Source organism: Pseudomonas sp. FG86 (assembly GCF_057808775.1).
This window is the reverse complement of sequence record NZ_JBMDIS010000108.1, coordinates 1-19,053: the sequence shown is the minus strand read 5'-3', so window position 1 is coordinate 19,053 and position 19,053 is coordinate 1. Positions and strand designations below refer to the sequence as shown.

Below are 19,053 nucleotides of genomic sequence, written 5' to 3'. Positions count from 1 at the left end.
GCGAAGTCACAGAGAGTAAAGAGTTGCTATCCGTGGCGAATGTCGGAAGGTTCGCATTATAAAGACAGGCGCTTCCCTAAGTGTTGAGCCCTGTAGAAGACGGGGCTCACACTTGGCAGGCGTAGAAGGCGTCCAACACTTCAGGGTCGGATCACCGGGACACTGGGCACCTGACAAACAATCACGACAGCCCTTGCTCGTGAAACGCCCCTATAAAGCCCAGGCTCCACATGCCCAGCCCGAACACGATCCAGATTGCGTTAGCCCAAGTCAGCCGATTGTTCGCCTCGCCCTGTGTGTCGCCCTCGATCAGGTTCACCGCGCCTTGCACCTGCACGAACAGCGATATCTGCACGATCATCAAGCACACGCCCAACTTCATTGCAGTCATGGCTGTAACGAAAAAAAGGTAGGTAAAGGGTAACAACCCACACGCAATAAGCCCCAGCGCCGTGGCTCGCGGCCACCAGCGATAGGTCGTACCGTCAAGCACCAGTTTCTGCCTGATTTTCATCACCAGCGAATACAGAAAAAGCACCGAGAAGAACGCTCGCACCAGCGGCAGCACCTTTGCGCCAGTAGCCCGCCGATAGCAGGCCCACTGCTGGTAGCACCAATAGAAGAGATAAAAACCTTGGGACAGCAACACCATCAGTACCAGCTTGCGCGGCGCGACCACGAAGAACGTGGGTTGGCTTACGGTGGATGGGCTGCCTAAATCAGCTTGCGGAGGGGCGTAGGGATTTTCGATGACCGACATCAGAAAAGCTCACAGGAAATAATCGGCCTGAAAGCTTAACAATCATGGCTTACCAAAGATGATTGCAGCAAAAATCAAGAACCGTCATACATCGGATAGTCCAATTTTCAGCGCTGAGCCTGCACCAGCGGATACACCGACTCCCAGCCCCCACCCAGCGCTTTATACAACCCCACCATCGCCAACGACACCCCGGTAGAACTCTCCACCCACTGCTCCTGCGTGGCCAGCAGTGCACCTTGCACCGTGAGTACGTTGACGAAATCCACCACGCCCTCGACGTACTGATGCTGCGCGGTGGTCAGGGCGATCTGGTTCTGGCGCACGGCTTCGGCCAGGCTGTCGCGGCGTAATTGGCTGGCGTTGTAGCGGGTCAGTTGATCGTCGATCTCATGCCAGGCGCGCAGCACGGTTTGCTGATAGGCCAGCGCCGCTTCCTGTTGCTGGGCTTCGCGCAGGTTCAACATGCCTTGCAGGCGCCCGCCGTTGAACAGCGGCAGGCTCAATTGCGGGCCGAAGGCAAACGCACGGGAGCCCCAGGAGCCGAAATCCGACAGTTGCATGGCCTGGGAGCCGAGGCTGCCGGACAAGGTGATGCGCGGGTAAAAGTCGCCCTTGGCCACACCGATGCTGGCGGTCGCGGCGTGCAGGCGGGCCTCGGCCTGGCGGATGTCCGGGCGGCGCTCGGCGAGTTCCGAGGGCAGGCCGATGGCGACCTGGCGTTGGGTCTGCGGCACCGCAGCATCCTTGGACAATTGTGCATGCAGGGCTTGCGGCGGCTCACCCATCAACAGGCTGAGGGCGTTGATCAACTGGTCCTGGCGCTGTTGCAAATCCGGCAGGCGCGCTTCGATGGCCGCGACCTGGGCGGCGGCTTCGGCCACGTCCAGGTCGGTGGCCACGCCGTCGGCCAGGCGCAGTTGCGAGAGCTTGAGGCTGTGGCGAGCGACGTCGAGGTTTTGCTCGGTGACAGCACGGGTATTTTGCACGCCGCGCAGTTGGATGTAGTCCTGGGCGGTCTCGGCCAGCACCGACAGCAAGACGGCGCGACGGTCGTTTTCGGCGACTTGCAGGGTGGCGTCGGCGGCTTCGGTTTCGCGTTTGACCCGCCCCCAGAAATCCAGCTCCCAGGAGGCGGAGAAGCCTGCGTCCCATTGGTTGAACGCCGAACGGCCGTTCTCGCCGGAGGGGTCGTTCAAACCTTCGCCGCTATTGCGTTTGCGCTGGTAAGCCCCTGTTGCATCGACACGGGGGTAACGCTCGGCGGTCGTCACCTGGCGCACGGCGCGACTTTGTTGCAAGCGACTGCTGGCCAGTTTCAGGTCGAGGTTATCGGTGAGGGCACGACGCGTCAGGGCCGAGAGTTGCTCGTCGTGGAACACGTCCCACCAGCGCTCCTCCAGCGGGCCAGTGACCGCGCGGCTGGCGGCCTGACGACCTTGGGGCTCATTCCATTGCGTGACGTGAGGGCCCTGGGGCCGTTGGAAATCCGGGCCGACGGTGCAGGCGCCCAGGCTGAGCAGGCTTAAGGTGAGCCAGGCAAACGATCTCATTGCTGGGCCACCTCACGCGGCTGCGTGACCGGCTGGGTGTCGACGCTGGCTTCCACCGACATGCCGACCCGCAGGCGCTCGGTCAGCGGCTGATTCGGTTCGAGGACGATCTTCACCGGGATGCGCTGCACCACCTTGGTGAAGTTACCGGTGGCGTTATCCGGTTTGACCGAGGCGAACGTCACCCCGGTCGCAGGCGCCAGGCTTTCCAGGTGGCCGTTGAGCAACTCGCCGTCGAGGCTGTCGACACGTACCTGCACGGCTTGGCCAGCGTGCATATGGTAAAGCTGGGTTTCCTGGAAGTTGGCCACCACGTAGGCCTCGGCCAACGGCACCACCGCGAGGATCTTGCTGCCCGGCGTCACATAGGCGCCCACCCGCACCGCGCGCTCGCCGACCATGCCATCCACCGGCGCGACGATGCGCGTGTAGGACAGCTGATAGCTGGCCATTTCCAAAGCGGCCTGGGCGCGCTTGAGCCCCCCCTCGGCGGCGTCGCGCTGGGCCGTGAGGATTTCCACCTGCTTGCGTTCGGCCGCCAGCACCGCCGTGGCACTGGCCAGGCGTGCGTTGGCCTGGTCAATACGGGTCTTGGCTTGCTGGGCGTTCTGCACAGTACCCGCGCCCACACCGGCGAGGTGGTTGTAGCGGTTCAGTTCGTGTTCGGCGAAGGCCACTTCGGCACGGTCTGCCGCCACGGTGGCCTGGGCCTGGGCGATCACCGAGCTTTGACGTTCCAGGGTCGCGCTGGCGTTTTTCAGCTGGGCCTGGGCGACCAAAGTGTCGGCATCGGCGGCCTGGGCGGCGGCGCGAAAATCACGGTCGTCGATCAGCGCCAGCAACTGGCCGGCCTTGACGCGCTGGTTGTCTTCCACCAGCACCTCCTTGATAAAACCGGCCACGCGCGGCGCCACTAGGGTGAAGTCGGCGGCAACGAAGGCGTCGTTGGTGGCTTGGCGCTTGTTGCCCAGTAGCCCCGGCGCGACCAGGTACACCAACACGCCGACGGCGAATACGACGATGACAGAGACGGCTATTTTGTCTTTGCGTTTCATGAGAAGTCCTTGTGGCTAGGTCGGTGCGCGAGGCGGAAAAATCCGCGTGGGCATCCAGAAAATCAGCAGGATCAACGCCGCCGCAACAGCGGCCATGACGGAATAGAGATCCGAAGACGTGAGCACTACGGCCTGCTCGTGCAGGCGGTGGGCAAGCCCCGACGCGTCGCCATCGGCCAGGGGCGAGTTGCCCAGGCGGTCCACCAGCATGGTCGAGTGAAAGTGCAGGCGCTGGGTGGTCAGTGCATCCAGCACGCCGGTGGCAATCACGGCGGCCAGGCCTTTGACGGTGTTGAACCAGGCCGAGGCAAACGGCCCATCCGCCGGTTGGATGCTGCCGGTGGAGAGCATCAGCAACGGCAACACCGCCATGGGCTGCCCGAAGATTTGCAGCAGGTACAGGCCGTAGAAGTCGTCGCGAATCCACGCCGAGGTCAAGTGCGTGCTGCCCAGGCAGGACAGCACCAACATGCCCAGCCCGATGCCCAGCACCCAGCGGCAATCGACCCAACGCAGGTTGCACAACGCCGCCACCAGCGGCAGCGCAATCAATTGCGGCAGCGCCATCAGCAGCATCAGCGGCGCGGTTTGCAGGGGCCGATAACCCTGGACCTGGGCGAGGAAACTCGACGGGATGATGATCACCGAGGTCAGCACCATCAACACCCCGGCCAGCACGATCAGGGCAAACGACAGGTTGCGCAGGCCAAGCATCTGCAATTTAAAGAACGGTATTGGCTGCGACCATTCATTGAGCAGGAACAGCACCAGCAACACCGTGCCGCCACACAGCAGGAAGGTGATCAGGCCCGACTCGAACCAGTCCAGGCGATTGCCCTGCAACAGGCCGATCACCAGCATGCAGATCGCCGGGAACCCCAGCAGCAGGCCGCGCCAGTTGAACTGCTTGAGGCGCTCCAGGCGCAGCGGGTCTTGTGGCAGGCCGTAGGCCACGGCGGCCATCGCCAGCAGGCACGGCCCGACGATCTGCCAGAACGCCCACTGCCAGCCGACATACTCGGTCCACAGCGCCGCCAACGGCGTGCCCAGGCTCGGGCCGAACGTGGCGGTGAGCGCGTAACCGGCCAAGCCATACAGCTTGACGTTGGCCGGCAGGAAGCGCAGCGCCACGGTCATCAGCATCGGCGGCAACGCCCCACCCGCCAGGCCCTGGACGGTGCGCAGCAGCAGCAGGCTTTGGTAGTTCGGCGCGAAGGGGCACAGGATGCCCAGCACAGTGAACAGAGCGATCGCGCACAGGGTGAAACGGCGCAGGGAAAACGTCACCGAACACCAAGGCGCGAAGGCCATGGCCGACACGGAAGTGGCGGTGTAGGCGGCGACCAGCCAGGTGCCTTCATCAAAACCGATGTACAGCGCACCGCGAATATCCGCGAGGGCCACCTTGGTGACCATCTCGTTGAGACCGGACACCAGCACCGCCAGCAACACGCCGACCAGGCCGATGATGATGCGCGGGCCAAATACAGGCGGGGTGATGGCCGTGGGTTTGGCTGCGGCCGCAAGGGAGGGGGCAGCGAGGGAAGTCATGTACAGGTAACTCGGGATTAGAAATACCCGAGCAGTTTAATCAGGCACATCCATGACAAAAAGTTACATGTTGGCAGGGTATAAGTGCACCAGGCGCAATCCTGAATTCACCACAGAACCCTTGTGGGAGGGGGCTTGCCCCCGATTGCTGTGCCAGATACAGATTTTCTATCTGATCCACCGCAATCGGGGGCAAGCCCCCTCCCACATTTGACTGTGCATGACGTACAAATCAGGTCGGCTGCGCTTCCAGCCAGGTGGCGTGGCAACTTTCGCGCATCGTCTCGCGCAGCCATTTGTGGGCCGGGTCTTTGTCGAAGCGCGGATGCCAGGATTGAGCCAGGACCAGGGTCGGCAACGAAATCGGCAAGGCGAATGCACGCAGCGGCAATTTCAAGCGATTGGCGCTGTAGAGCGCTTCCTTGGGCACCGGCAGGATCAGGTCGGAGTCGGGCAGCATGAACATCGCACCATGAAAGCCTGGGGCGATCATCGCCACGCGGCGCTCCAGGCCCTGGGCATTCAGGGCGGTGTCGATCGGCCCGCGAGCGATGCCGCGCCGGGAAATGCTGATATGGGAATAACTGGCGAAACGCGCAGCGGTGATGTCTTCATCGAACAACGGGTGGTCTTCCCGCGCCAGGCCGACGAAGGTGGTGGAGAACAGGTTCTGCACCTTGACCTCGGGACTGGAGGGCATGGTATTGCTCACCCGCAGGTCCAGACGCCCTTCGCGCAGCGCCTCGTCGTCGGTGTCGCCTTCCGGTACGAAGCACAGCTCGCACAGGGGCGCCATGCGCTCCATGGTGTCGAACAGGCGTCCGCCGTATACGCCGATGAAGAAGTCATTGGCACGCACGCTGAAACGGCGGCGCAGGGTGCTCAAGTCCACTTGGTCCGCCGAACGAAACAACAGCGCCGCCTGCTCCACCACATTGCGCACTTGGCCTTGCAGTTCCAGCGCCTTGGGCGTCGGCACCAGGCCGCGCCCGGCACGCACCAGGATCGGGTCACCCACTGCCTCGCGAATGCGCGTGAGCGTGCGACTCATGGCCGCCGGGCTGAGGTTCATCCGCCGCGCGGCGCCCACCACGCTGCCCTCGTCGAGCAAAGCGTCGAGGGCGACCAGCAGGTTCATGTCTGGTAGTTGCATGCCAAGCACTCGTGATCAGTCGGGAGTGAACTGGCCGCAATCGTAGCAGCATGGGCGTATCAGCGCTGCATGCCCCAGCGTTTCACGGTGAGCCGCTCGAAGGTGTCGAACACCAGGTTTTCCACTAACAACCCGATCAGGATCACCACCGCCAACCCGGCAAATACCTTGTCGGTGTACAGCTCATTACGGTTCTGGAAGATGTACCAGCCCAGCCCCCCCTTGCCGCTTGTTGCACCAAACACCAACTCGGCAGCGATCAGCGTGCGCCAGGCGAATGCCCAGCCGATCTTGAGGCCGGCGAGAATCGACGGCAGCGCTGCCGGGATCAGGATGAACAGCACAAAGCGCATGCCCTTGAGGCCATAGTTGCGGCCGGCCATGCGCAGGGTTTCGGAAACGCCGAGGAACCCCGAATAGGTGTTGAGCGCCAGAGCCCACAACACCGAATGCACCAGCACGAAGATCAGGCTGTTCTGGCCCAGGCCGAACCACAGCAGCGCCAGCGGTAACAGGGCAATGGCCGGCAAGGGGTTGAACATTGAGGTCAGGGTGCTCAGCAGGTCGCGCCCCAATTGCGTCGACACCGCGAGGGTGGTCAGGGCAAACGCCAGCACGATGCCGATCAGGTAGCCCTTGATCAATACCACCAGCGAGATGCTCACCTTGCTCAGCAGTTCGCCACTGAGCAGGCCGTCATAGAGCGCGTGAAAGGTCTGCAGGAAACTCGGCAGCAGCAGGTCGTTGTTCTGGTAGCGCGCGACGGCTTCCCACAGGATCGCAAGCACGATCAGGATCAGGCCCTTGCGCAGCCAGCCTTGTTGCCACAGGCGTTGGCGCAGGGGCAGTTCGCGCTCCACGGGGACGCTGAGCAGCGGCTCAAGGGTAATTTCGTATTCCTGGCGCATTGGGCTGCCCTCTTAGTAAGCGATGCGGATGTCGGCGAAACCCAACTCACGTTCGGCCTCGGGCGCTTCATCGAACAGCAGGCGATGAATGCGCCGCGCCGACGCCTGGAACTCCACGCCGCCGAGGCTGTGCAGGTTGTATTGATGGCTGTGGATTTCCGCGCGCACGCGCCCGGGATGGGGGGACAGCAATAGGATGCGATTGCCCACCACCAGGGCTTCTTCGATGGAGTGGGTGACGAACAGCAGGGTGAAACGCACCTCCTCCCACAGCAGCAGCAATTCTTCCTGCATCTTGCGCCGGGTCAGGGCGTCGAGGGCGGCGAAGGGTTCGTCCATCAGCAGGATCTTCGGCTGCATGGCCAGGGCGCGAGCGATGGCCACGCGGGCTTTCATACCGCCGGAAAGCGTGTGCGGGTAAGCGTCGGCAAAGGCGCTGAGGCCGACTTTGTCGAGGTAGTGCAACGCCCGCTCTTCGGCTTCCCGACGCGGTAGCGTTTTCGACGCCAGCAGCGGAAACATCACGTTCTGCTTGACGGTTTTCCACGGCGGCAACTGGTCGAACTCCTGGAACACCACGATGCGGTCAGGGCCCGGCTGTTCGACCTTTTGCCCCAGCAGGCGAATTTCACCTTCGCAGGGTTTGATAAACCCCGCGATGGACTTGAGCAAGGTAGATTTGCCGCAGCCCGACGGGCCGAGCAACACGTAGCGGTCGGCCGGGTCGATCTCGAAACTGACCTGGTGCGTGGCCCGCACCACGCGCTCGGGAGTACGGTATTCCAGGCTGACGTTGTCCACCGCGAGCAACGGAGCGGTGGTATGCAGGTTGCTGGCCGTGTGGCCTTGCAAGAGCGCGTTCATCTCAACTTCCTTGCAGGGGCTTGGCGTCCTGGAAGAAGTAGTCCTTCCACGATTCCGGCTTGTTCTTGATGGCGCCGACGCGGTAGAGGAATTCCGCCAGCGGGTAGGTATTTTTCGGTGTAACGCTGAACTCGAACTGCGGGTTGTCGATGATTTTCAGCAGTTCGGTACGGTCGATCTTGGCCTTGGTCACGCGGATGTAGGTGTCGGCAGCGGCACCTTTGTCGTTCTGGGCAAACTGCGCGGCTTCGGTCAACGCCTCGACAAACGCCTTGTAGGTCTTGGGGTTGTCGTTGCGGAATTTTTCGGTGGCGAACAGCACGGTCGGCGAATTCGGCCCCAGCAGGTCATAGGTGTTCAACACCACATGCACGTTGGGGTTGGCCAGCGCCTGGTCCTGGAACGGCGGGTTAGAGAAGTGCCCGGTCAACTCGGTACCGCCGGCAATCAACGCAGCGGTGGCGTCAGGGTGCGGGACGGCAACGGTGTACTTGTCGAGGCGATTGAATTCCTTGTCGCCCCACTGCTTGGCGGCGGCGTATTGCAGGAAACGCGACTGTACCGAAACACCCACGGCCGGGACGGCGATGCGATCTTTGTCGGTGAAGTCGGCGATAGTCTTGACCTTGGGGTTGTTGCTCACCAGGTAGTACGGGAAGTTGCCCAGGGACGCCACGGCCTTGACGTTCTGTTTGCCGTGGGTACGGTCCCAGATGGTCAGCAGTGGGCCAACGCCAGCACCGGCGATATCGATAGAGCCAGAGAGCAGCGCGTCGTTGACCGCCGCGCCGCCGGACAGCTGGGTCCAATCGACCTTGATGTCGAGGCCTTCCTGCTTGCCGTATTTTTCGATCAAATTCTGGTCGCGCACCACGTTAAGCAGCAGGTAGACGATACCGAACTGTTCGGCAATGCGGATCTCGCCTTCGGCCTGGGCAGCCGTCGGAGCAACCAGGCTGCCCGCCAACAGACTGACACCAAGGCCGACGGTCGCCGCCAGCCGTGCAAATGGAATGTTCCTGGACATGGTCATGCTCCGAATCAGAAAGGCGCGTCGCCCTGGATGGTGGTGCGGTACAGCTTGCGGCGTAGATGGCTGGGGCAGCCGGCGGCCAGGTGGATCAACGAACGGTTGTCCCAGAACACCAGGTCGTGGGGCTGCCATTGGTGGCGGTAGATATTTTCCGGCAGCACGCTATGGGCGTAGAGCTGGGCCAGCAAATCGCGGCTTTCGTCCTCCGGCAAACCGACGATGTGCGTGGTGAAGCCTTCACTGACGAACAGGGCCTTGCGGCCGTTTTCCGGGTGGGTGCGTACGATCGGGTGCACCACTTGCGCGACCTGGGCGAGCTGCTCAGGTGTCAGCGTCGGCCGCCAGTTACCTTCGAACTTGGTCTCGCTGTAGCGCGCGGTGTAGGAATGCGCAGCACTGCGGCCTTCGACAGCTGCACGCAGGTGCCCAGGCAGTTGGTCCCAGGCTTTGTGCATGTCGGCAAACAGGGTGTCACCGCCTTCGGCAGGCAGCTCCTGGGCGTGCAGCATCGAGCCGAGGCTGGGCAGCTCCTTATAGGACAGGTCCGAATGCCAGAACTTACCCGCGTCGCCCAGGCCGATGGATTGGCCGTTTTCGATGATGTTGGAGACGATCAGGATTTCCGGATGGTTGGCCAGCAGGAACTGTTTGAGCACGTGAATCTGCAACACGCCGAAGCGGCGACTGAAGTCGATCTGCTGTTGGGGGGTGATACGTTGGTCGCGGAACACGACGACATGGTGCTCCAGGTGCGCGCGGTGGATGCGGGCGAAGTCCTGGTCGTTGACCGGGCGCGACAGGTCCAGGCCGACGATCTCGGCGCCTACGCTGCCGGGTAATGGGCGGACCTCGAAATGCTGGGTAGTAGGGGTCACTGTTGGAACAGTAGAGGCGGCGGACATGAGTTCACTCCCGGTCGGACAGGAGAGTGACTTTATAGATATAAGAACGACATTTTAAATACCATTAGTGAATATCGATAGACAGGAATGTACCGTCGAAAACCCGCCGGCAGCGAAGGCCAACGAATAGACCAGAGCAACGCAGCATCCCGTCCGCGCCCTCTGTAAGATGCCGCAAAAATACACTGTGAGTGCCGTGATCAGCGTGTTTAGCCGCTTACAAGCCGAAAACCTTGCCCGTTTGACAAGCCTGTAGGCAGGCTCTAGTGTGCATTGGATCCAATTAGCCATCCCTCTTCTAAGAAGGAGCAAAGCGTAGCCGTGACGCAGAAGCCGAACCCTTTGAGCAGCATTAAGGTCAGCGGGCCTATTCCCGCTCATCTTGCTCGTTCAGTCATTGAAGAAACCTTGCGCAATGCCATCCTTGATGGTCGATTGCCATGCGGTACCGCCATGCGCCAGCAAGAGCTGGCCAGCCTGTTCGGGGTCAGCCGCATGCCCGTGCGCGAGGCATTGCGTCAGTTGGAGGCACAGTCGCTGTTGCATGTGGTGACGCACAAAGGCGCGGTGGTGGCGCCGTTGATCGAAGACAATTCAGCTGAAACCTACGCCCTGCGCATGCTGCTGGAATCCGAGGCGCTGCGCTTGTCGATCCCCCTGCTCACCGACGCCGACATTGCCGAGGCCGAGGCCTGCATCAATGCCTTGGAACGTGAGAAGGACTACACCAAGATTGGGCGCCTCAACCGCCTGTTCCACATGGCCCTGTACGGCAAGGCACCGAATCAACGGCTACTCAAGTTGGTCGAGCATGGCTTGAATGAAGAGGAACGCTTCCTGCGCTTCAACCTCGAGGCGATGGGGCTGGGCGAGACCTCCCAGGAAGATCACCGCGAACTGCTGAAGCTGGTGGCACAGAAGAAGATCGACGAAAGCATCCTGACACTGCGTAATCACTTGATGCGCGGGATGGAGGTAATCGCCACCTACCTCAAGGGCCTTGAAGCGCCCCATTCGTAAGGTTTTCCAGCACCTCGCCTGCCCCCTATGCACTGCGGGGCTCGCTTCCCATCGGGGAGCGTCCCGCGCCGGCACTTCTTAGCCGGAACAACACGCGCCTATTAACGCTGGGACATGAAACTTCCCACCCTTGATAAAACAACTTACCCACAATAAATGCCGCCCCCAGATAAGCAACTAATACACTTATAAGCTTATCCAGGCACTCAATCGGCTTATTGTCTTTCGCCAATAAAAAACCACTTCATCCGGCCACGTAACTCCGCGCCTGCAGGCGGGGCTTGGCCAAACGCTACCTATCTACTTCCAAGCCGTAAACGCCCCCCCCTGTGTTCAGAGCAGTCGCAACAACTTATAGGCATCAACCATGCATCACACGTTACTTGAGCAAAAAAAACTGCAGTTATGCAGCCATCCGTTATTTGAAGAAATAACTTCACTCAACAAGTTACAACTTTTTATGAAAAGCCATGTGTTTGCGGTATGGGACTTCATGACGCTCACCAAACGCCTTCAACAAGACTTGACCTGTACGCAGTTGCCCTGGCTTCCCCCCGTCGACCCGCAAGCCGCCCGCCTGATCAATGAGATTGTGCTGGGCGAGGAATCGGACGAGCGCCTGGGACAAGGTCATTGCAGCCACTTCGAGTTATACCGCGACGCCATGGTCGAAGTGGACGCCAGCACCGCCACCATTGACACCTTCATTACGCTGCAACGCCAGGGCATGAAGGCCAATACCGCGTTGCAACACATCGACGTGCTACCTGGCGTAGCCCGTTTCGTCGAGAGTACGCTGCACATTGCCTTGAACGCACCGACCCATTGTGTGGCAGCCGCCTTCCTGCATGGCCGCGAAAGCGTCATCCCGTTCATGTTCGAACGCCTGCTGCGGGGTAGCGAGGTCATCCATCGCCGAGCGCCCACCCTGGGCTATTACCTCCACCGTCACATTGAGCTGGATACCCAAGGCCATGAGCCAGGGGCGCAACAGTTGCTTCAACGCCTGGTCGGCGCAGACCCACGCCGCCAGGCGCAGGCCGCTGAAACCGCGCTCCGGGCCGTGGAAAACCGCATGATCCTCTGGGACGACGTGCTGGCCTCGTTGCAAACGGTGCGCCCATGAACATCGCCAACTACCGCTCCATCGCCGAAGACTGGGAGCGTCGAGCAACCATTCGCACACGCCCTCGCCGCCAAATGGAAAACGACGACAAGCTGATCTATCCGCTGTGCCGCCAGCCATTGGCGCTCTGTGCGACCTTTCTCGAACATTGCCCGCAATGGCGCGACTTTGTGCTGGTGCAAAGCTTCTACAAATTCATCAACGATGTGGTGATTTTCGAAACCGAGATCGTCGACAAGACCGCTCGCCGCATTGCCAAGAACCGCTTCGCCCTGCCCTTCCCCCTCGTGTGCCGCTACGACGCGATGACTGTCGTGGTCGATGAGGATTACCACGCCCTGGTGGCATTGGATTTCCTCCAACAGACCGTGGCGATGACCGGCATACAGCCGCTCGATCTGCCACGGGAGATCGAGCTGAGCCGAGCCTTGCCAGCGGCGCTGGCACAGGCCCCGGCGCACCTGCACGACGCCGTGGAACTGATCGGCGTGGCCATCGCCGAAAATACCGTCACCCAGGACGTCGCCGCGTTTTCCAACGACGAGAGCGTCAAGTCATCTGTCCGCGGACTGATGGCCGACCACCTGTTTGACGAAGGGCGCCATGCACAGTTCTGGACACGCTTGGTGCGCCTCTATTGGGAGGCGGCCAGCGTGGATGATCGCGACGGTATTGCCCGAGCCCTGCCGACGTTCCTGGCGCACTACCTGACCCATGACCTGCAGAAAGCCTTCGACCTTCAACTGATTGACCATCTGGACGTCAGCGCCAGCACTCGCGGTGCATTGAGGGCCGAGATAGAAGCACTGGACTTTCCCATCACCCGCCAACATCCGCTGATCGCCAACATCATGGGGTTCCTGCACCACAGTGGGCTGCTGCAGACACCGAGCATCGCCCAGGCGCTGGACGATTATCTGTTGCTGGCCGGGAGAGCGGCATGAGGCGCCTGACGATTGGCTGGGGCGGTGTCAGTACCGCATTGGGTACGGTGAGGCAGGTGCTGGAGCAATACGGACATCGGTCTGGCGATGAAATGACTGACCTGGTGATCGAAGACGGCAGCCAGCCCTTGCCTCTCCATTTGCACGAACCCCCACGCATCAGCTTGCGCCTGGGCATAGGCCCTGTGGGCGACAACGGTTTGCCTGCGCTGCAGTTACGCGGCTATGAGAACAACCGGCGCCTGATCGCTGCGATTGATCTCGCTGAAGAACCCAGCGGAAACGGTCAACGATTGCGCAGGCAGGCCACGAACGCGCTGTTGGAATGGGTGGCCTTGCACGTCAGCAGCCGCGCGCGCGACCCTGGGCATCTTGCGAGCGAAGCCTGCGCCAACACGTGGCCCGAGCAAGGCTTGCAAGCGCTGGAGACGCTGGCGTACCTGCATCGGTTTAATCGCACAGCGGCGCCAGCCCTGTTGCAGGCCGCCCAAGTGCCGATGATCGAGCGGTTGCGGGCCAGCCTTCTCGCCTTTGCCGAGCGGCCCGCCCTGAACATTGCGGGCAACGTGGTGACTTACCGGCAGTTACAGGTTCGAGCGTCAGCCATCCAGCAACAGCTTGGCCCACTGCTGGAGAGCCGTGCGGCGCCAGCGGTGGTTGGCGTTTGCCTGGAAAAATCCACCGCGCTGTATGCCAGTATTCTTGCCGTGCTGGGCTGTGGCGCGGTGTACCTGCCGCTCACATCGGACCATCCACCGCAACGCCAGCAAGCCATGCTGGAAAGTGCTGGCGCCCAGGTATTACTGGACGACGGCCAGCATCCGCTGCGGGAGCGCTTCGTCGCACTGGACGTGAGCACCGTCAGCCAGCCAGATACCTCCCACCCCTTGGGTGTCCGGCATCCCGACATCCATGCCCCGTGCATGGTGCTCTTCACCTCGGGCACCACCGGCCGGCCCAAGGGTGTACTGCTCAGCCAAGGTAACCTCGCCCACTTCACCGCCTGGTTTGGCAGCTGCATGGAGTTGAGCGAACAAAGTCGCGTACTGCAATTTGCCTCGTTGAATTTCGATGCGTCGCTGATGGACATTTTCCCCGGCCTGATCGCCGGTGCGCAGTTGTTCGTTCCCAGCGAGGCACAGCGGCGTGATCCACAACAACTGGTGGAGCTGATCCGCCAAGAGCGCATCAGTCATGCGTTCCTGCCGCCGGCACTGCTCAGCATTCTGCCATTGGCGCGACCGTTGGGCCTTTCGCACCTGCTCACTGGCGGTGATGCCTGCGAGCCGTATGTGATCGAACGATTGGCCGGGCAGTGCCAGTTGCATAACCTCTACGGACCGACCGAAGCCACTGTGCTGGTCACCCATCGAACCTTGCAACCCGCCGATGGCAACCGCAACCTGGGCCGCCCGATCGCCAACAGCCAAGTGCTGATCCTCGACGAGTACCTGCAACCCGTGGACGAGCAGGTGATGGGCGAACTGTACATCGTCGGCCCAGGGGTCGGCCTGGGGTACCTGGACACAACGCAGGCACATGACGATCCTTTCATCGAGCTGGCGTTGCCGAGTGGGGAAACCTTGCGGGCCTACCGAAGTGGCGATCTTGCGAAGTGGACCGCCGACGGTATCGAGCTGGGCGGGCGACGAGATGCACAGGTGAAGATCCGCGGGGTGCGGGTCGAGCCCCAGGAAATCGAGGAGTGCCTGCGTAACAGCCGACTGTTCCGCCAGGTGGCGGTGGTGATTGATGGTGAGCGCAGGATCCGCAGCATTGTCGCTCAGCCGGAGCCGGGCGCCACGATGGCCGACCTGAAGCAGCATGCACAACAGTGGTTGCCGGATTACCTGCAACCCGACGTGTGGACCGAGTTACCCAACCTGCCGTACTCCAGCAACGGCAAAATCGATCGCCAGGCATTGCTCGCGTTGCCCGTTCAACCTGCGTCGAATACCAAGGGCCAGGCAGCGCAGACGCCCTTGCAAATGCAGCTGGCGGAACTATGGAGTGAACTGTTGCGGTTACCCGTGGAGGCGTTCTCGATGGATGACAGCTTCTTCAACCTGGGTGGCCATTCCATCCTGTTATCGACGCTGCTGCTGCGGATGCGTGAGCAACTCGGCCGCAGCCTGCCCTTGAATCGCTTCTTTGAAATGCCGACGATTCGCACCCTCGCACTGCTGATGGAGGACGCTGTGCTACCGGATGCCCCGTGCGGCCAGGCGGTCCGGGATGCGTTGCGAGACCCGATGATCGAGGTGCTGTCCGATGAACGCGTGGGTGATCCGCGCAAAGTGATCGTTACAGGCGCCAACAGCTTTATCGGCGTGCATATCGTCGAGGCCCTGCTGGCTGGCGGTGCAACAGAGGTCGCCTGCCTGGTGCGTGAACTGCCAGGCCAACCGGCAGCGACGCGGTTCGCCCAGGCGTTGAGTGAGTATCGCCTGGAACATTTGGACCTGAGCCGAGTACAGGTATATGCCGCAGACATCAGTCGGCCTCGCCTGGGCCTGACGGGTGAGGTGTATGAGTCTCTGGCCCAAGACTATGGCGCTCTGGTGCACAACGCGGCGCAGGTCAATCACGTGATGGATTATGCCTCGCTGGCAAAACACAACGTCGAGCCAGTGCTGGAGTGCCTGCGCCTGTGTGAGACCCGCTGCAAGAAGGTCCTCAATTTCATCTCGACACTGTCGGCATGCAGCAGTATCGACGCCCGTGGGCATGTGCTCGAAACGCCAGCCGCGGCGACCCCGCCGATCTACCTCAAGAATGGCTATAACTTGTCCAAATGGGTCGCCGAGCGGCTATTGGCGCACGCGACGACACAAGGTGCCTGGGTCAACATTCATCGTCCGGGAAATATCAGTTTCAACAGCCGCAACGGTATTTGCCAGCCACAGAAAAATCGCTTGATGCTGATGCTCAAGGGGTCGTTGCAACTGGGGCTGGTCCCACGCCTGGAGGTGAACTTCGACCTGATGCCCGTGGACTTTTTCGCCCAATTTCTCGCATTCCACTGCGGCCGTTTTGATGCCGGGCTTAACGTATTCAACCTGCACAACCCTCAGCCATTGAGCTGGGATCATTACCTCGATGTGTTCAGCCAGGTGGGCTACCGGTTTGAGCGTGTCAGCGTTGCGCACTGGCAGCGTGCGCTGCGAACGGTGGGCCCTGAAAACGCGTTATTTGGCGTGCTGGGCTTTTACCTGGAGGGGCTGGATGAAGACATCGGCGATACCTCAATGATCCGTCATGACAACGCCCGTGCGGGCATAGAGAAAATGGGCACGCAGTATCCCGACAAGAACTCGGCGCTGCTGCGCAAGGGCTGTGACTACCTCAAGGCCATCGGCTTTCTCTGAACTGCTTCAGGACCCCCTCATGAAACCGCTGCAACCCGATACATTGATCCGCAACCCCCAAGGCACACCCGTGGTGGCGTCTGTCATCGTCAACCGCGAGGCGGCTCGCCTGTGGGACGTGGTGGGTCACTTTGCAGGCTTTGATGCCTTCATTCCTGCCCTGTCGCACATCGAGATGACCGGTGTTGGCGTGGGTGCTTTGCGCACGAAGTATTTTCACGATGGCCACTGCGTCGTGGAGCAACTCAATAGCCATGACGATAAGGCCATGTGCATGACCTGGACCACGATCTACAACACCCTCGGCGTGGCCCATTTGTGGGCAGCGATGAGCGTGGAGGCCCTTGGCGCCGGAAGCGCACGGGCGACCTGGACCCTGATTGGCGAACCCATCGAGATGCCGCAGGCTGAGTTTGAAGGGTTTATCCAAGGGTTCGCCGACAGCGCACTGGAGAACGTGCGCCGGATGCTCGGCTAAGCAATAGGAGCGAGAAGCCTCGCTCCGATGCCATCAAGGTCAGATCTTGAAGCTGTCGACCAATTGCTTCAAGCGGCTGGCCTGCTGGGACAGTGCATCGCAATCCTTCAACGTTTCGTTGAGATTGGCCACGCCTTGTTGGTTCAGCAGATTGATCTGATTGATGTCGACGTTGAGGGTTTCCACAACAGCGGTCTGCTCTTCGGTGGCGGCGGCGACCGATTGGTTCATGCCGTCGATTTCAACGATACGCTGCGTCACGCTGATCAGGCGCTCACCCGCCTGGTTAGCCACTTCGACACTCTCTTCGCTGGAGGTCTGGCTGGCGTTCATGGTGGTCACCGCCTCACGCGAGCCCACTTGCAACGAAGTGATCATTTTGTGGATCTCCTCCGCGGACTCCTGGGTGCGGTGGGCCAGGTTGCGCACCTCATCGGCAACCACGGCAAATCCACGACCGGCTTCCCCGGCACGCGCCGCTTCGATCGCAGCGTTGAGCGCGAGCAGATTGGTCTGTTGGGAGATGCCTTTGATCACATCGAGAATGTGGCCGATGTTGTCGGTGCTCGCGTTCAGGGTTTCGATCTGGGTGCAGGACTGGCTAATTTTTTGCGACAGTTCCGACATCGCCAGGATGGTTTGCTCCACTACTTTGCGCCCATCGTCAGCCTGCTCGCTGGCACCGCTGGCGTGCTGCGAAGCATCGGCGGCGTTACGTGCGATTTCCTGGGTGGCGGCCCCCAGCTCGTTAATGGCGGCCGCGACGCTGTTGGTCCGCGCACTCTGCTCGTCGGAGCCGATGATCGAGGCGTTGGAGGACGCCATCACACGCTGGGACAGGTCATGCACCTGGCGCGTCGCCGAAGACACTTCGGAGATGGAGGCATGGATACGCTCGACGAATTGGTTGAATGCACTGCCTACCTCGCCAAACTCGTCCTTGCTGGTAACGTCCAGCCGACGGGTCAGGTCGCCTTCGCCCTGGGCGATATCCTGCATGGCGACGCCCATGGTAGTCAGGGGCCGCAGCAAGACTTGGATCAGCAGGCTCAAGAGCACCGCAATCGCCACCACCGCAATCAGCATGGCAATCAGCGCTGATGTACGGAATTTACCCAACGGGGCGTAGGCCTTATCCTTATCGATCGACAGGCCAATGTACCAGTCTGCGCCTGGCAAGCCGCCGATAGGGGTGAACGCCAAAATGCGATCCTGCCCATTGAGTACCACATCCTGGTTAGTCTTTTCGATACGTACACCGGTGCCAGGGTAGATGTCCTTGAGGTTCTTCATCACTTGGTCCTGGTCGGGACTGACGATGACCTGGCCATCGCCACTGACCAGGAACGCATGACCGATGCCGCCAAAGTCCACCGAGTTGATAATCTTTACCAGGGTTTGCAGGCTCAGGTCACCGCCGACGACGCCCAGCAGTTCGCCGTTCTTTTTCACCGGCATGGCGATGGTCACGATCTGCCCACCCACCGCCGCCATGTAGGGCGGGGTCAGCATGGTCTTATCGGCAGCCACGGCTTGTTTGTACCAGGGCCGCTGACGCGGGTCGTAACCATCGGGCATTTTCGCATCCGGACGCTGTGTGAACACGCCGTTGGTCTGGCCGACATAAGTGAACTGGAAGTTTGCAGTGAGCGCAGGTTGGTCGACCAAGCCCGGAAGGTCCGCACCACTGCCTTGATGGGCAACGTTTTGCGCCAGGTTTTCGAGTACGAGTATTCGCCCACTCAACCAGTTCTGCACACTGCTGGCGGTAAGTTCACCGGATTGCTGGATGGACGATTCCAGGTTTTGCTTGATGGTGCTGCGCTGCAGGTAGTCGTTGTAGAGCGTGAATAACGCGAAGGCCAGAACCACGACGCCTGACGCGGCCAACAGAATTTTATGACTGAACTTAAGATTCATTTCATCGACTTCTTTTGCCAAAAGGGTGGGCGTGCCGAGTGGAACATTCCATGTACGGTATAGGCGGACTCTCGGTTCGCTCTATTTCGGTGCACGCATGGCTCGTCAGGCTTTCGGCCAAATGGAGTGAAATCTTAAGCCTTTGTGCGAAACTTCCTCTTTTTGAGTGTGAAACCGACCAGTGGTAGCCAGCTAGCCCGTTGTTGCGAACCCCATTCGCAATATGAACGCTTGCGCGAAGCCCACCACTACAACGAATTAGCTTGGCCGCGGATGCAGGGGATGCTCTCGGTACGGGCCTATTATTTTCCCCATAAACGACAAAACCCCTGTCTGCGCAAGCAAACAGGGGTTTCGGAATTCAATCTTGACGATGACCTACTCTCACATGGGGAAACCCCACACTACCATCGGCGAT

General features: G+C 60.9%; 15 protein-coding genes. 5 read left to right on the top strand and 10 right to left on the bottom strand.

Features of this window, described 5'->3' with window-relative positions; genetic code table 11:
• Positions 1-181: 181 nt before the first annotated feature.
• The 9 genes from ACODSV_RS32810 to ACODSV_RS32770 all read right to left on the bottom strand — a co-directional run bounded on the left by ACODSV_RS32810 (position 182) and on the right by ACODSV_RS32770 (position 9,779).
• A complete protein-coding gene (locus ACODSV_RS32810; protein WP_150056403.1) occupies positions 182-760 on the bottom strand; it encodes a hypothetical protein in 579 nt (192 codons plus the stop codon).
• A gap of 107 nt (positions 761-867) precedes the next feature.
• Positions 868-2,313 carry an efflux transporter outer membrane subunit gene (locus tag ACODSV_RS32805; RefSeq protein ID WP_150095394.1) on the bottom strand — a complete coding sequence of 482 codons (1,446 nt, stop codon included), beginning with the start codon at positions 2,311-2,313 and terminating at the stop codon, positions 868-870.
• On the bottom strand, positions 2,310-3,368 hold the full coding sequence (locus ACODSV_RS32800) for an HlyD family secretion protein (protein ID WP_150056401.1): 1,059 nt from the start codon (positions 3,366-3,368) through the stop codon (positions 2,310-2,312). Before ACODSV_RS32800 ends, ACODSV_RS32805 begins: the two co-directional genes overlap by 4 nt.
• 15 nt (positions 3,369-3,383) lie before the next feature.
• Positions 3,384-4,919, bottom strand: coding sequence for an MFS transporter (locus ACODSV_RS32795; RefSeq protein ID WP_150056400.1), 1,536 nt, complete (start codon positions 4,917-4,919; stop codon positions 3,384-3,386).
• Between the two features lie 232 nt (positions 4,920-5,151).
• The gene (locus tag ACODSV_RS32790; RefSeq protein ID WP_069074975.1) at positions 5,152-6,072 is read right to left on the bottom strand and encodes a LysR family transcriptional regulator; all 921 of its coding nucleotides are present in this window, start codon (positions 6,070-6,072) and stop codon (positions 5,152-5,154) included.
• 59 nt (positions 6,073-6,131) lie between these two features.
• Positions 6,132-6,980 (bottom strand): ABC transporter permease, encoded by an 849-nt coding sequence (locus ACODSV_RS32785; RefSeq protein WP_012721565.1) that lies wholly within the window; start codon positions 6,978-6,980, stop codon positions 6,132-6,134.
• Positions 6,981-6,992: 12 nt separating this feature from the next.
• Positions 6,993-7,844, bottom strand: a complete 852-nt coding sequence (locus tag ACODSV_RS32780) for an ABC transporter ATP-binding protein (protein ID WP_024072669.1) — start codon at positions 7,842-7,844, stop codon at positions 6,993-6,995.
• A gap of 1 nt (position 7,845) precedes the next feature.
• A complete protein-coding gene (locus ACODSV_RS32775; RefSeq protein ID WP_041160807.1) occupies positions 7,846-8,871 on the bottom strand; it encodes an ABC transporter substrate-binding protein in 1,026 nt (341 codons plus the stop codon).
• A gap of 14 nt (positions 8,872-8,885) precedes the next feature.
• On the bottom strand, positions 8,886-9,779 hold the full coding sequence (locus ACODSV_RS32770; protein WP_069074977.1) for a TauD/TfdA dioxygenase family protein: 894 nt from the start codon (positions 9,777-9,779) through the stop codon (positions 8,886-8,888).
• A gap of 321 nt (positions 9,780-10,100) precedes the next feature.
• Here ACODSV_RS32770 and ACODSV_RS32765 point away from each other — a divergent pair, with 321 nt between their 5' ends.
• The 5 genes from ACODSV_RS32765 to ACODSV_RS32745 all read left to right on the top strand — a co-directional run bounded on the left by ACODSV_RS32765 (position 10,101) and on the right by ACODSV_RS32745 (position 16,715).
• Positions 10,101-10,799 (top strand): GntR family transcriptional regulator, encoded by a 699-nt coding sequence (locus ACODSV_RS32765; protein WP_024072666.1) that lies wholly within the window; start codon positions 10,101-10,103, stop codon positions 10,797-10,799.
• A gap of 367 nt (positions 10,800-11,166) precedes the next feature.
• The gene (locus ACODSV_RS32760; RefSeq protein WP_150054304.1) at positions 11,167-11,925 is read left to right on the top strand and encodes a DUF3050 domain-containing protein; all 759 of its coding nucleotides are present in this window, start codon (positions 11,167-11,169) and stop codon (positions 11,923-11,925) included.
• The gene (locus ACODSV_RS32755) at positions 11,922-12,869 is read left to right on the top strand and encodes a diiron oxygenase (RefSeq protein ID WP_024072664.1); all 948 of its coding nucleotides are present in this window, start codon (positions 11,922-11,924) and stop codon (positions 12,867-12,869) included. The genes ACODSV_RS32760 and ACODSV_RS32755 overlap by 4 nt, the downstream gene beginning before the upstream one ends.
• Positions 12,866-16,237, top strand: coding sequence for an amino acid adenylation domain-containing protein (locus ACODSV_RS32750; protein ID WP_150054305.1), 3,372 nt, complete (start codon positions 12,866-12,868; stop codon positions 16,235-16,237). Before ACODSV_RS32755 ends, ACODSV_RS32750 begins: the two co-directional genes overlap by 4 nt.
• 19 nt (positions 16,238-16,256) lie before the next feature.
• Entirely contained in the window at positions 16,257-16,715 is a 459-nt protein-coding gene (locus ACODSV_RS32745; protein WP_150054306.1) for an SRPBCC family protein, read from the top strand.
• A gap of 39 nt (positions 16,716-16,754) precedes the next feature.
• Here the strand turns inward: ACODSV_RS32745 and ACODSV_RS32740 are convergent, their stop codons facing one another.
• The gene (locus ACODSV_RS32740; RefSeq protein WP_150054307.1) at positions 16,755-18,635 is read right to left on the bottom strand and encodes a methyl-accepting chemotaxis protein; all 1,881 of its coding nucleotides are present in this window, start codon (positions 18,633-18,635) and stop codon (positions 16,755-16,757) included.
• Between the last annotated feature and the right edge of the window lie 418 nt (positions 18,636-19,053).

Excerpts from the sequence above, each read along its gene's own strand:
- ACODSV_RS32810 (WP_150056403.1), bottom strand. The coding sequence starts at position 760 with ATGTCGGTCATCGAAAATCCCTACGCCCCTCCGCAAGCTGATTTAGGC.
- ACODSV_RS32805 (WP_150095394.1), bottom strand. The coding sequence starts at position 2,313 with ATGAGATCGTTTGCCTGGCTCACCTTAAGCCTGCTCAGCCTGGGCGCC.
- ACODSV_RS32800 (WP_150056401.1), bottom strand. The coding sequence starts at position 3,368 with ATGAAACGCAAAGACAAAATAGCCGTCTCTGTCATCGTCGTATTCGCC.
- ACODSV_RS32795 (WP_150056400.1), bottom strand. The coding sequence starts at position 4,919 with ATGACTTCCCTCGCTGCCCCCTCCCTTGCGGCCGCAGCCAAACCCACG.
- ACODSV_RS32790 (WP_069074975.1), bottom strand. The coding sequence starts at position 6,072 with ATGCAACTACCAGACATGAACCTGCTGGTCGCCCTCGACGCTTTGCTC.
- ACODSV_RS32785 (WP_012721565.1), bottom strand. The coding sequence starts at position 6,980 with ATGCGCCAGGAATACGAAATTACCCTTGAGCCGCTGCTCAGCGTCCCC.
- ACODSV_RS32780 (WP_024072669.1), bottom strand. The coding sequence starts at position 7,844 with ATGAACGCGCTCTTGCAAGGCCACACGGCCAGCAACCTGCATACCACC.
- ACODSV_RS32775 (WP_041160807.1), bottom strand. The coding sequence starts at position 8,871 with ATGTCCAGGAACATTCCATTTGCACGGCTGGCGGCGACCGTCGGCCTT.
- ACODSV_RS32770 (WP_069074977.1), bottom strand. The coding sequence starts at position 9,779 with ATGTCCGCCGCCTCTACTGTTCCAACAGTGACCCCTACTACCCAGCAT.
- ACODSV_RS32760 (WP_150054304.1), top strand. The coding sequence starts at position 11,167 with ATGCATCACACGTTACTTGAGCAAAAAAAACTGCAGTTATGCAGCCAT.
- ACODSV_RS32755 (WP_024072664.1), top strand. The coding sequence starts at position 11,922 with ATGAACATCGCCAACTACCGCTCCATCGCCGAAGACTGGGAGCGTCGA.
- ACODSV_RS32750 (WP_150054305.1), top strand. The coding sequence starts at position 12,866 with ATGAGGCGCCTGACGATTGGCTGGGGCGGTGTCAGTACCGCATTGGGT.
- ACODSV_RS32745 (WP_150054306.1), top strand. The coding sequence starts at position 16,257 with ATGAAACCGCTGCAACCCGATACATTGATCCGCAACCCCCAAGGCACA.
- ACODSV_RS32740 (WP_150054307.1), bottom strand. The coding sequence starts at position 18,635 with ATGAATCTTAAGTTCAGTCATAAAATTCTGTTGGCCGCGTCAGGCGTC.